Source organism: Enterococcus sp. 5B3_DIV0040 (assembly GCF_002140755.1).
In the GTDB taxonomy this organism is placed as follows: Bacteria; Bacillota; Bacilli; order Lactobacillales; family Enterococcaceae; genus Enterococcus_D; species Enterococcus_D casseliflavus.
In genome coordinates, this window is the sequence record NZ_NGLC01000001.1 from 438,386 (window position 1) to 451,685 (window position 13,300).

Here is a 13,300-nt window from a genome sequence, read left to right on the forward strand (position 1 = left end):
AAAGAGGGTTTTTTGTAATATAGGAAAGGTTTTCTAAGGTTAACTGGTTTACCTGAAAACAAAATAACTGTAATGTTAAAAATTACAACAGAGTAAAGCTTGATATGATAGGATTCTCAAATTCTTACGAAACGTAAGGCAACTGTCGTTTTCGTAATCATCTGTAATGAATTCTTTACCTATGAAATATTCTTCGATGTTAGACTTGTTTATGCGCTTGAGTCATCTCAAATGACGCAAAATGAGTTTCAAAGAAGGAGATTTAATTATATGAAGTCTTTAAAAACTGTTTTACTTAGTACAGCTGTCCTTGCCGGTTTCGGCCTTTTCTTAGGTGGGAAAGACGCCTTTGCAGACGAACAATACACTGTTCAATCTGGTGATACTTTATCAACAATCGCTACTAACTTTTATGGTTATAGCTCTGATGATACGATCAATGCGATCGTTGAAGCAAACGAGATTGCTGATAAAAACTTGATTTTTGTTGGGGAAGCATTGATCATCCCTACAGATGGCACTGCAACTTATACAGAATCTGCAAGCACGACTGCTGCAGCAAGTGTACAACAACCAAGTGAACCAGCAGCTTCACAATCAAGCAACACACAATCTGCTGCAAGCACACAAAGCAGCTCAAGCTACAGCTCTTCAGCTAGCGGCTCAGAAGCTTCAGCAAAAGAATGGATCGCCAACAAAGAATCTGGTGGTTCTTACACAGCGACAAACGGACAATACTATGGCCGTTACCAATTAACCAACTCTTACTTAAATGGTGACTATTCAGCTGCTAACCAAGAAAAGGTTGCCGATGAATATGTTGCATCACGTTATGGTTCTTGGTCTGCTGCCAAAGCATTCTGGGAAGCAAATGGTTGGTACTAAGATTCTCAAATGAATCTTGTCCGTGATATCTAGTAATCAATTGCCCTTATTGGCGAGTACAACTTACTCGCTGATGAGGGCTTTTTTGTGTCTTCTGAGAAAGGTGAATGAATGTAACGCCGCTTACAGCTGCATGTAACGTCATTATCAGTCGACATGCCACTGATAAAAAATCCCTTTTTCCACGACAACCATATATAATAGTAGGAAATAGAGCAGAAAGCGATTCAATCTGTCAAAACTGAGACAGAAAATGGCGATTTTGATAGCAGAAAGTGGGGGAAACACAATGAGTACATCGATTGAAGAAAAAATTGCAAAAAAAATGCAGCGATTTCAAGCATTTGGGGAAGGCTTGCCGGGAGCCAAAGTCTATTATCGCGAAGATTGAGATGCAATCTACTTTGATTTAGTAGGAAAGCAGTTTGGAATCATGAGTCCACAACCAGAAGAAACAGCGTTTTTGACTTTGAAAAATCTGCCCGAGGTCAACGAAACGCTGCGAGAGCAATTTCCTGACGTGATCATTCCAGGGTATTATGCCAATAAGACCCATTGGAATACCATCAAGTTGGCATCTGATGCCTTGATGGAAGAAAACATCGAACAAATGATTTTGGTTTCCTACGATTTAGTCAAACAAAAACTGACAAAAAAACAAAAAAGTGAGCTGGAAAACAGCGAATCGTAAGTCAAAGATTTAGCGACAAAAAATAATCAAACCAGTATCGAGGAGCATCATAATCCCTTTACTATTCGTTATTTTCGACAACATTTATGCAATATTTTCAAAGAGCTTTCATGAAAGCTCTTTTTGTTTTATTTGTTCGCTTGTTTCCCGTCGTGATCCATGGTAAATTGTTGTGCAACCGAAATTTTTTGGCAGTCTTTTCTGCTAAACACAAAGGAGTGGTACGTATATGGATCTGGTCTTACGCCATGTCAAAAAGTACAAAGCGGCAACCGGCATTGCCTTATTATCGGTCATTTTAATGGTCGTTGCTGCATTATGGCAGCCGAAGCTCTTGCAGCAAGTGCTAGAATCAATTATTACCGAAAACAATGATGAAATGAAAAAAATTGGTGTGCAGCTGATTGGGCTAGCATTGCTAGGCCTTGTTGCAGGGATTATCAACACGATTTTTTCTGCGAAAGTGGCGCAAGGCGTTAGTGCCGATATTCGGGAAGAGATGTTTCGGAAAATCCAGACATTCTCATTTGGTAATATCGAAACCTTCTCGGCAGGAAACCTAGTGGTGCGCTTGACCAATGACATCACGCAAATTCAAAACTTAGTGATGATCTCGTTGCAATCGTTGTTTCGCATCCCGTTCTTATTTATCGGTGCCTTCATTTTGGCGATGACAACCATGCCGCAACTTTGGTGGATCATCGTCTTACTAATTATCGCTGTCCTAGTGATTACGGCACTCTCCTTTACACGGATGGGCAAACACTTTATGATCATCCAGAACTTGATCGACAAAATCAATGGGATTGCCAAAGAAAATTTGATGGGGATTCGTGTGGTGAAATCTTTTGTTCAAGAAGAAAACCAGCTACAAGGCTTTTCCAAAGTCAGTGAAACGTTAACGAAGCATAATATTATCGTAGGAACCTTGTTCTCTGTAATGATCCCCTCCTTTATGCTGGCAGCCAACTTAGCCGTCGTCGGCGCGATCTTCTTTGTCAGTGATCTAGCGAAAGATGATCCAACCTTGATTGGGGGAATTGCCTCATTCATGAATTATTTGATGCAAATTATGATGGCGATCATTATCGGCGGCATGATGATGATGATGACATCGCGGGCTGCAGTTTCGCTAAAACGGATCAAAGAGATTCTAGATACCGAACCGGATCTGCAATACCAAGATGTCCCAGAACAAGAGTTGTCTGGAAGTGTCGCTTTTGAAAACGTCAGTTTCCGTTACCCTGGGGATGAAAAAAATGCCCTAACGGCTATCAGTTTTACCATCAAACCTGGCGAAATGATTGGGATCGTAGGGGCGACTGGTGCCGGCAAATCAACACTGGCGCAGCTGATTCCCCGTTTGTTTGACCCAACGGAAGGTGTCGTGCGAGTTGGCGGCGTTGACTTGAAAGAAGTCAATGAACAAAGCTTGCGTAAAACGGTCGCTTTTGTCTTGCAAAAAGCGATCCTCTTTTCAGGAACGATTGCCCAAAACTTGCGGCAAGGGAAAAAAGACGCCTCAGAATCTGAGATGTCTCGCGCAACGGAAATCGCCCAAGCCAGTGAATTTATTCAAAAATTGACCGCTGGGTTTGAAGCGCCGGTCTCCGAGCGCAGCAGCAATTTTTCTGGAGGGCAAAAGCAACGCTTATCGATTTCTCGAGGAGTGATCGGTGAACCGAAAATTTTGATTTTGGATGATAGTACGAGTGCATTAGATGCTCGTTCGGAAAAATTGGTTCGCGAAGCGTTTGAAAAACAATTAAAAGACACGACAACGATCATCATCGCGCAAAAGATTGCCTCTGTTGTGAAAGCCGACCGCATCTTCGTTTTAGATAATGGACGTCTGGTTGGTGAAGGAAGCCATGAATTTTTAGCCAATAACAATGCCATCTATCAAGAAATCTTCGCAACACAGAAAGGAGAGGAGTAACCATGACAGATTTGTTCAAAGCGAGTAAATTTTTCTACCATTACTTAAAACAATACAAGTGGTCGTTTCTATTCATTTTTGTGACGGTGATTCTGGCAACGTATCTGCAAGTGCAAGCGCCAGTCTTTGTCGGAGAAGCGTTCCAAGAGTTGGCGAATTATGTTGGTGGTTTGATGCAAGGGGTCGATGATAAATCAGCTTTTCTATCGATCATTTGGAAACTGTTGATTTTTTATGTCTTAGCCAGTGCAGCCAATTTTGTTTATAGTATCTTGTTCACGCAAGTGGTAGGGAAATCAACCAACAGAATGCGGATCGGTTTGTTTAATAAACTGGAAAAATTGACGATCAAATTCTTTGATTCTCATCAAGACGGTGATATTTTGAGCCGTTTTACCAGTGACTTGGATAACATCCAAAACAGTCTGAACCAAGCATTGTTGCAAGTGCTGACCAATGTAGTCTTAATGGTGGGGATCTTGATCATGATGTTCCGTCAAAACGTTGAATTGGCATGGGCAACGATTGCTTCTACCCCGATTGCGGTCTTAATCGCGGTGATCGTGATCCAAAAAGCCCGCAAATATGTCGATCTGCAGCAAGATGAAGTCGGAAAATTAAACGGCTATATTGATGAAAAAATCAGTGGTCAACGAATCATCATCACCAATGGACTGCAAGAAGAAACCATCGACGGTTTTCTGGTCCACAACCAACAAGTCCGCGAAGCTACCTACAAAGGGCAAGTCTACTCGGGGCTGCTTTTCCCATTGATGCAAGGGATGTCCTTGTTGAACACGGCAATCGTGATTTTCTTTGGTGGCTGGTTAGCATTGAACGGTGACTTAGAACGTTCCGTTGCTTTAGGATTAGTTGTGACCTTTGTCCAGTATTCGCAGCAGTATTACCAACCATTGATGCAGATCTCTTCTGGTTACAGCATGATTCAATTGGCGATCACCGGTGCGCGCAGAATCAATGAAATGTTTGATGAACCCAATGAGGTCAAACCAAAAGACGGGATCAAAGTGAAGGGCATCAAAGAGGCGGTTGCTTTGAATCATGTGGACTTTGGGTATGACAGTCAAAAATTGGTCCTAAAAGATGTGTCGATCACAGTCAACAAAGGCGAAATGGTCGCATTAGTCGGACCGACGGGTTCAGGAAAAACGACCATCATGAACCTGTTGAATCGCTTCTATGATGTGAATGGTGGTTCTGTGACCTTTGACGGCATCGACATCCGGGAGCTAGACTTGGATCTGCTGCGTTCTCAAGTGGGAATCGTTTTGCAAGAATCCGTGTTGTTCTCAGGGACGATTCGCGAAAACATTGCTTTTGGGAAACCAGAAGCGACTGAAGCCGAAGTCATTGCAGCAGCGAAACAAGCCAATATCCATGAGTTTGTTATGACGTTGGAAAAAGGCTATGACACGGAGATCACCGAAGAGAATAATCTTTTCAGTACTGGTCAAAAACAATTGATGAGTATTGCCCGAACGATTTTGACCAATCCAGAATTGTTGATTTTGGATGAAGCCACCAGTAACGTTGATACCGTGACCGAAGCGAAAATTCAACGAGCAATGGATGAAGCGATCAAAGGTCGAACCAGTTTTGTGATCGCCCATCGCTTGAAGACGATTTTGAATGCCGACCGCATCGTTGTCTTGAAGGATGGCAAAGTCATTGAAGAAGGCAATCACCATCAATTGGTGGCGGCTGACGGCTTTTATGCAGAACTGTATCACAATCAATTCGTTTTTGAATAAGCGCAAACCAACGTAAAATCATCAAGAAGACACTAGCAGGACAGCCCGCAATTTCGTCAACCAATCGACGAAACAGCGGGCTGTTTTTTTAGGTTAAAGCAAGCGCTTCTTATGACGACAATGTTTATGAGCAGTTAGTGGTATAAGGGGTCCGTTGTTCTGATAACCAAAAAAGACCAGCCTTAAGCATGGTCTTCTTTGGTTTTTTAGTGATACGCAGCGGTTTGAGTCAACCACTCAATAAAATGGTCTGGCTGTTGCGTATCCTGTGCCACGATATTCCACTGCTGGTTTTTGCAGCGGGTGCATTCATGCAGCAGCTGATAGCCTTTTTTGGAATGTTGGCGATAGTCAATCGGTCGCATCAAGCCATGGCAAGTATTTTGACGATCACCCGGGCGAATATCCACGTGTAACGAGTAGAGACACTGGGGACAATGGTTGCGGTAAGAACCATTGGTCAAGGGTGCCACAGGCGTACTGCAGTTTTTACAAACAAAGGTCGTATTTTCATCTTTTCTCATTTTGCTTTCCTCCAAAAGAATGATTTCTTTTGAGAGAAAAGGGTTCCGTTCGTTCTTCATCAGGCTTCTTTGGCTAGGGACACATTCACCGTCCGTAACGATTACTTCTGCTTCCAGCTTCATGCGATTTCGCAATCCGTACCACGCTTAGTTTTTTCGTTTTGTGCTAAGCACTGTGTTGCGGCAGCCCACAACCCAGCAGTAAGTGTAGTCCAAAGTCACTGTCATTGGCGTCGTCCCCTAGAAAGCAATTGAGGAATGCTTTTTCATCGAGTACCTCCTATGTGTTTATGAGGGTATTATAGCAGAAATAAAGTTGGAATTCTAAGACAGATAAAACCAGATCGTAATTCATCCCTCTTTTTTATCGTTAAAAACAATAACATGTAGATAATAATGCTATTTTGTGACAAAATATTTATATGTAGGTTTCTCTCGATTTTATTTTGGTTACTGAAGAAGAGACACGGAATCACAAAATGGAGAAAAGATCACCTAACGAAAGGAGAACAAAAATGTTTGGTACGAACAAGAAATCCGAAAATTCGAATGGCACACAAGGCAAGAAACGAAAAAAGCGTTTGACTGTAGAAAATCTGATCAACCAATATCTTGAAGAAAAAGAGATCCATGAATTGAGTGATGGTCTGTCTGTCCAGATCTTTAATGACTTATCTGCACACCGAATACATTTCATGGAGATCCCCAACCTTAGTTACAAAGACCTCGGAGCAGCTATCCAAATCGATCAAAACTGGATTAAAATCAAGCAACAAGATACGATCATCAAACAACAGGCAGAGATCATTCAGCTTTTGAAAGAAACACGATAGAAAAACCGAAGAACGAGCTAGCGGTTCTCCTTGAAAAGGAGACAGCTAGCTGGTTCTTCGGTTCTTTGTTGACGATGAAAGATCAATAGTACTCCCCGTGGCGATAGTCCCATGAGTTGAAGTGATCAGAAAGGTACATTTGGATTTTTTCAACATCGAGTCCTTTACGGATCAAGACAGGTGCGGGAGTGATGGAACGTTGGTCTCCTTGCTCAGGGATCAAGTTGCCGTCTTTATCAACGAAAGAAACCATGACTCCTTGCTCATAGCGGGTTTCCAGCGTTTTGTCTGGTTGGATCGATGCAACATAGTCGTTGCCTTCAATGATTAGATCGGCTTCTTGCGCGATTTGTTCGCCGATCCCTTCAACAAGTCCGCGGTTTCCTTTGCCTGAAGGGTTCGCTGAGCTGGCGAAAAGCAATTTCTTTTTCTGATCCCAAAGTTCTTTTGAAATCTGCTCACCAGGGACACCGAATTTGATCACAAAACAGCTGGTTCCCCGAACGTCCGTCATCAATTCTTCTGAACCATCGTTGGGGATATAGGCTTTTCCTGATTCTTTCCAAGGCAAAATCGCACCGAATAACACGTCATTGTTCCAGCAAGTTTCGTAAACGGCGGCGGTTTCCGCATTTAATTCGGCTAATTCATGTAGCTGTTCCAATGAGCTGCAAAGAACGACGCCTGGTTTGTTACGCTTGCGATTCTTTGCTGAAAACTTGCGTTCCAGCCCCTTTTTATCAGAGACGGCAATGATATAGCCGACTTTGGTTGGGCAAACGATCACTTTGCCTTCTTCATTCAAATAGTTGATCGCACGTTGATTTGGTTCTCCTGTCCATGGGACTTGTTTTGTTTCTTTCACTCTCTTCATCCTCCCTGTCTTCCAATGAATCGCCGTCATGAAAAATATAACGGAATATTCTGAAAATTCTGATTGAATATGGTTACCCTTGATGATAAGGGAATCAATCTGTGTAGTCAAGGGGATTTACACCAGAATGTAAAAAGAGAGGAAGAGGAAAACCGTATATACGTCATTAGAGAATAGAGTGAATGATTGACAGCAACACTATTTTTTTCCGCTTTGTATGAAAAAATTGACTGTTTTTCATGTTATTTATATGGGAAGATAGGCTTATAGATAGAAGAACGCAATCAAAAGAATAGTTTTTTTGTGAAAGATGAGGAGTATCATGAGTGAAAAGAAAAAAATACGCAAGCTTTTGTTGGCATCGATTGTCGCTGGGAGTATCTATGGTGGCGGGGCCTTGCTTTTTGGGTTGCTGGTCAGTTATAACGTCCTCTTGTTAGATGGGGTCTATACATTGATTGGTGCAGTGATGTCACTGATTGCTTTGTACGTGGCAAAATATATCCAAGCCCAAGATTTTGAACGTTTCCCATTCGGTAAAGAGGCATTGATGCCATTAGTGGTATTTATTCAATATAGTATCATCCTGCTGATCTCAATTTATGGGATCATTGAGTCTGCTTTTAGTTTATTACACGTCAGTGATGGCATGATTGATCCAATCGGTTTGTATTTCTCGCTGGTTGGTACGATCTACTGTTTCTCTTTTTACTTGTACTTAAAAAAGAAACCACTGACCCATCCCTTTTATTGGGTGGAACTAGAACAATGGCGTTTCGGCTTTTTCTTTAGTCTGGGTGTCGTCGGTTCATTTCTTGTGTCCTGGCTGATCCAAGCCAGTCCCTATGGGAATTTTGCGATGTATGTCGACCCAATCATCTCCATCGGGATCACCTTGTTCTTTATCCAGCTTTCGATAAAAGAGTTGAAAGCAGCGATTTTAGAATTGACTTCTTCTACTCCAAAAGAAGAACTGCGGGAGACCATCATGACGATCGTTGAAAAAGAATTGCGCGCAGAAGAAGTGGTGGACTTTGTGTTACGTACCGCCAAAGTCGGTAATCAAGTCATTGTGGAATTAGATGTAGTGATTTTACCTGCAACTCCTCTCGATACAGTAGGTCAGCAAGATCCCTTGCGAGAACGATTGAATCAGGCAATCAGCCAACAGATTTCCGGTTATTCCCTCTGGCTAAACATAAATTTTGTCGGTGACATCAAATGGGCGTATAGTGAGGAGTAAGAATGGCTGCAAAGCAGCTTGAATAAACCGTGAAAATGACAGAGAAAAGAGGAAACAAATGACAATTCTGAAAACCTATGGAAAAATCACCGCAGCGCTTTTCTTGTTAGCGGCAAGCATCAATTTATTTTTGGGCCCGCATCATGTGGCAGCTGGCGGTGTCAGCGGAATCGGTATTTTATTAGAGTCAGCACTCGGTTGGGATCGAGCGGCTGTGATCATGGTCTTGAATATTCTCATGCTTATTCTTGCCTATGCCTTTTTAGGGAAGGGGCCTTTTTTGAAAGTCCTCTATGGTAGTTTTGCTTTTCCAGTAGCAATTGCTTTAGTTCCGGAATATATGGTGGCTGAAGACCGGTTGCTTTCCGTGATTTTTGGCAGTGCGATTTTTGCTTTAGGAGTAGCGATTTTGTACAAAAATCAGTCTTCCAGCGGCGGCACAACGATTCCACCGCTGATTTTCAAGAAATACTTTAATTTGAATCCAGCGATTGGCTTGCTGGCGACCGATGCGATCGTTGTTTCCATGAACTTGTTCGTTTTCGGGTTTGAAGAGTTCTTGTTTGCGATCTTATCGATCGTGATCACCTCTGGTGTGATGACCTACATTGAAACCGGCTTTAACCGAAAGAAATCTATCATGATCTTAAGTGAGAACCACGTGAATGAGATTCGAGAAGCGGTCTTTGATAAAACAGCTCGGGGTGCGACCCTGTTGGCTGCCCAAGGCGGTTACCAGCAAGCCGACAAGCAAGTGCTGCTGATCGTTGCCAGCGACCAAGAGTTTATGCAGATCAGACAAATCATTGAGACGATTGACCCAAAAGCGTTTGTGATCGTCAATAATGTCTCAGAAGTACTGGGGCAAGGTTTTAGTTATCACCCGATTGAATGATCGTATTCTCGCTTGTTCAGCATATGAAACCACCCTCGTCAAGTAGGCTATCTACTCGACGAGGGTGGTTTTTAAGGTCCATGATTTTCAAATAGCTTTACTCCGTAAAGTAATCGGGAAAGGCTTTTTCCACAAAAACCAAATCGTTATCAATGACATCAATGTGTTGTCCGACCAAGGGAGCAATTTTGGCTTGGTCTTTTTCTTTTAAGGTTGCTAAGATTTCTTCATGATCTCGCAAAATAATTTCCCAAGACAATTCCTCCACCTCTAAACGTAAGAAGCGGAAGCGATTTAATGGCAGATTGATCGTTTGTAGCCAATTCCAGACATTCTCTTTGTCGGCGATTTTATAAATCAACTGATGGAAGGCCTCGTCGAGTTGGAAAAACTCGATTTCATCTTTCAATTGGGCATAGGTCCGCTGCAAAATAACGAGTTTTTCTAGTTCTTTCAGCTGTTCTTCTGTAACGGCTTGGCAGGCCGCTACGAATACTTCTTTTTCAAGCGTCTCTCTGACAAAGCGAGCTTCTTCAATTTGTTTGATGCTGATTTTAGAAATATAGGTGCCGCTTTGGGGAACGACATGGATCAATGCTTCACGGCGCAGACGAATAATTGCTTCACGGATCGGCGTCCTACCGATGGTTAGCCGTTGCTCCAATTCCTTTTCAGATATTTTTTGACCGGGAATCAGCTTGGCGGTTAAGATCAACTCTTTGATTGATTCATAAGCTTGTGATTGAAAATTTGTAGGGTTCAACATAAACGCTTCTTTCTGTATCAGGCATTCAATTCCCTTCGAAAGAAAAACTCTGAAGGAAAGTGCCTAGGGATAGTTTTGAGTAATAAAACTAGTATATAAGTTGAATAACCTTTTGTAAAGGCTTGCAATTCAGTATGGAATGAACTAGAATACTAATATATCAGTTTCATGGAAAAGGAGGAAATAGGATGTTTGATTTTGCTGCCTTGAAGCAGGCAGGAGTTACGATGCCGGTCGTTCCCAAAGAAGTGAGGGATCAATCAGATACTCAGTTTCAATGGCTACACTTTGGTGGGGGAAATTTGTATCGGGCATTTCACGCAGAAGTAGCCCAAACGTTGATCGATCAACAAGCGTTGTCAAAAGGAATCGTAGTGTGTGAAACCTTTGATGAACAAGTGATCGATCAAGTGTACGCGCCTTACGAGAATGACATTTTAGAAGTGATCATGCACGAAGGGGGACGGTTGGAGAAAAAATTGCTCCAGTCAACGGCGGCTAGTTATTATTGCCATCCTTCCCGCACTGCGAGTTATGAGCATATACGCAAAGTATTTCGTGAGCCGTCACTACAATTGGTTACCGTAACAATCACAGAAAAAGGCTATGGCTTAAAAGACAGTCAGGGGAATTTTTTGCCTGTCGTCCAAGCGGATCTCGCTGCGGGTCCTCATCAGGTCAACCATACAATGAGCATTTTGGCTAGCTTTTTATGGGATCGTTTTCAATCAGGGGCTCTTCCGATCGCTATGGTCTCCACCGATAATTTTTCGCAAAATGGGCTCCGTTTCCAAACGGCGATGGTCACCATCGCAAAAGAGTGGCAAAAGCTGGGGCATGTTTCAGAAGCGTTTGTCCGATACTTAGAAAACAACGCGCAAGTGACGTTTCCGTGGTCAATGATCGATCGGATTACGCCAAATCCTTCAACAGCAGTTGCAGAAGAATTAGCAGCAGCTGGCATTCAGCAGTTGCCAGTCATTCGGACCGATAAAGGAACGACGATCGCTCCGTTTGCTAACACAGAAGCGACTCATTATTTAGTGATTGAAGATGATTTCCCGAACGGTCGCCCGAATTTAGACAAAGCGGGGGTGATCTTGACGAGTCGAGAGATCGTAGACAAAACCGATAGTATGAAAGTCACAACTTGTTTGAATCCACTGCATACGGCAATGAGTTTGTTTGGCTGTTTACTCGGCTATACATCCATTGCTGCGGAAATGACCGATCCAGATATTGTCGCTTTGATCAAAGGAATCGGCTATCGTGAAGGCTTACCGGTAGTGGAAGATCCTGAGATCATTCAGCCAAAGAAATTTATCGATGAGGTGGTCGGTCTTCGTTTACCGAATCCGCTGATTCCTGACACCCCACAGCGGATCGCCGCAGACACCTCACAGAAAATCGCCATCCGTTTTGGCGAAACCATCAAAAAGTATGTGGAGAAAGAAGGCTCGGCTTCTGAGCTGACTTTCATTCCCTTAGCGATTGCTGGCTGGTTGCGTTATCTCTTAGCGATCGATGATGAAGGCCATCCATTTGTCCCAAGTCCTGATCCCCTCTTAGCAGAATTGCAAGAGATTTTACGGGAGTGTCAGTTAGGGACAGCCGCCGATGTTCAAGGGATCATTCGCCCAATCTTAGCAAATCCGCAGATTTTCGGGTTGGATCTCTATCAAGCAGGAATCGCTGAAAACGTGGGTCACTTGTTCGCTAAGATGCTAACAGGAACCGGCGCAGTCCGTAAAACATTACATGAAACAGTAGAAGGGATCGAATAAAAAATGGAAATGACATTTCGTTGGTATGGAAAAGAATACGATAAAATCAAATTAGCAGATATCCGTCAAATTCCTGGGATGAAAGGCATCGTCGGTACACTCTTTGATTTGCCTGCTGGAGCAGTTTGGCCCAAAGAACGGATCAAGGCGCTCGTGGAAGAAGTCGAAGCAGCTGGACTTTCTCTGAAGGTGATCGAAAGTGTCAATATTCATGATGACATCAAGATTGGCTTGCCTTCGAGAGACCTGTATATCGAAAACTACAAAGAAACGATTCGTAATTTGGCAGCATACGGGATCGAAGTGATCTGCTATAATTTTATGCCGATTTTTGATTGGATCAAAACGGATCTCGATTATCGCTTAGCCGATGGTTCTTCTACGATGGCATTTGAAAAAGCAGGGATCGACAAAGACCCAGAAGAGATCGTCAAAGAAGTTGAGGAGTCAAGCTCTGGCTATACCTTGCCAGGCTGGGAACCAGAACGTTTGGCTCATGTCAAAGAATTGTTTGCTGCGTATAAGGATGTCGATGATGACAAATTAAGAGAAAACTTTGCTTATTTCCTAAAAGCCATCATTCCCACCTGCGAAGAGGTCGGCATCAAGATGGCTGTTCATCCAGATGATCCTCCCTATTCGATTTTTGGTCTGCCGCGTATCGTTAAAAACCGTGATGATCTGGATTGGGTCTGTAACGTGGTCGACAGTCCGTCAAATGGTATCACACTTTGTACTGGCAGTATCGCCGAAGACCCAGCCAATAATGTCTATGAGATTTTGGCTGAGTTTTGTCGCCGGGATCGAATTCCTTTTGCCCATGTTCGTAACATTCAATACTTGGGCAATGACAAAGACTTTTATGAAGCACCGCATCTCTCCTCTGAAGGCTCGTTAGACATGTATCAGATCCTAGAAGCGATGTACAAAAATGGCTTTGACGGCTATATTCGACCAGATCATGGGCGAATGATCTGGGGAGAAACGGGACGTCCAGGCTATGGCTTATATGATCGGGCGATCGGCGCTTCCTACTTATTAGGGTTGTGGGAAGCCATCGACAAGAGCGTGGAGCGTTAAGAAAAGGAGCGAAG

General features: G+C 43.0%; 11 protein-coding genes and 1 pseudogene. 9 read left to right on the plus strand and 3 right to left on the minus strand.

The annotated features are described in order from the left end of the window. Positions 1 to 270: 270 nt before the first annotated feature. The 4 genes and pseudogenes from A5883_RS02160 to A5883_RS02175 all read left to right on the plus strand — a co-directional run bounded on the left by A5883_RS02160 (position 271) and on the right by A5883_RS02175 (position 5,287). A complete protein-coding gene (locus A5883_RS02160) occupies positions 271 to 885 on the plus strand; it encodes a LysM peptidoglycan-binding domain-containing protein (protein WP_005228480.1) in 615 nt (204 codons plus the stop codon). A gap of 253 nt (positions 886 to 1,138) precedes the next feature. Continuing rightward, a pseudogene (locus tag A5883_RS02165) lies at positions 1,139 to 1,576 on the plus strand (MmcQ/YjbR family DNA-binding protein). 229 nt (positions 1,577 to 1,805) lie between these two features. Then, positions 1,806 to 3,515, plus strand: a complete 1,710-nt coding sequence (locus tag A5883_RS02170; protein ID WP_060791424.1) for an ABC transporter ATP-binding protein — start codon at positions 1,806 to 1,808, stop codon at positions 3,513 to 3,515. A gap of 2 nt (positions 3,516 to 3,517) precedes the next feature. Beyond that, positions 3,518 to 5,287: an ABC transporter ATP-binding protein gene (locus A5883_RS02175; protein ID WP_086337929.1), complete on the plus strand. Its 1,770-nt coding sequence runs from the start codon at positions 3,518 to 3,520 to the stop codon at positions 5,285 to 5,287. 206 nt (positions 5,288 to 5,493) lie between these two features. On the opposite strand, the gene A5883_RS02180 is transcribed toward A5883_RS02175, so the two are convergent. After that, entirely contained in the window at positions 5,494 to 5,811 is a 318-nt protein-coding gene (locus tag A5883_RS02180) for an RNHCP domain-containing protein (protein ID WP_170927546.1), read from the minus strand. 515 nt (positions 5,812 to 6,326) lie between these two features. On the opposite strand from A5883_RS02180, the gene A5883_RS02185 reads away from it, so the two are divergent. Further along, positions 6,327 to 6,644 carry a hypothetical protein gene (locus A5883_RS02185; RefSeq protein WP_074933251.1) on the plus strand — a complete coding sequence of 106 codons (318 nt, stop codon included), beginning with the start codon at positions 6,327 to 6,329 and terminating at the stop codon, positions 6,642 to 6,644. An 82-nt stretch (positions 6,645 to 6,726) separates the two neighbouring features. Here A5883_RS02185 and A5883_RS02190 read toward each other — a convergent pair whose 3' ends face one another. After that, positions 6,727 to 7,518 (minus strand): L-threonylcarbamoyladenylate synthase, encoded by a 792-nt coding sequence (locus tag A5883_RS02190; protein ID WP_034859003.1) that lies wholly within the window; start codon positions 7,516 to 7,518, stop codon positions 6,727 to 6,729. Between the two features lie 322 nt (positions 7,519 to 7,840). Between A5883_RS02190 and A5883_RS02195 the strand changes: the two genes are divergently transcribed. Both A5883_RS02195 and A5883_RS02200 read left to right on the plus strand, forming a co-directional pair. Then, positions 7,841 to 8,761, plus strand: a complete 921-nt coding sequence (locus tag A5883_RS02195) for a cation transporter (protein WP_015510258.1) — start codon at positions 7,841 to 7,843, stop codon at positions 8,759 to 8,761. Between the two features lie 58 nt (positions 8,762 to 8,819). After that, a complete protein-coding gene (locus A5883_RS02200) occupies positions 8,820 to 9,656 on the plus strand; it encodes a YitT family protein (RefSeq protein WP_005234105.1) in 837 nt (278 codons plus the stop codon). Between the two features lie 97 nt (positions 9,657 to 9,753). Here A5883_RS02200 and A5883_RS02205 read toward each other — a convergent pair whose 3' ends face one another. Next, positions 9,754 to 10,422 carry a GntR family transcriptional regulator gene (locus tag A5883_RS02205; RefSeq protein ID WP_015510256.1) on the minus strand — a complete coding sequence of 223 codons (669 nt, stop codon included), beginning with the start codon at positions 10,420 to 10,422 and terminating at the stop codon, positions 9,754 to 9,756. Between the two features lie 188 nt (positions 10,423 to 10,610). On the opposite strand from A5883_RS02205, the gene A5883_RS02210 reads away from it, so the two are divergent. Together A5883_RS02210 and uxuA are read left to right on the plus strand one after the other, a co-directional pair. Further along, a complete protein-coding gene (locus A5883_RS02210; protein WP_086337931.1) occupies positions 10,611 to 12,206 on the plus strand; it encodes a mannitol dehydrogenase family protein in 1,596 nt (531 codons plus the stop codon). Positions 12,207 to 12,209: 3 nt separating this feature from the next. Next, entirely contained in the window at positions 12,210 to 13,286 is a 1,077-nt protein-coding gene (uxuA, locus tag A5883_RS02215) for a mannonate dehydratase (RefSeq protein ID WP_074933260.1), read from the plus strand. The last annotated feature ends 14 nt before the right edge of the window (positions 13,287 to 13,300 follow it).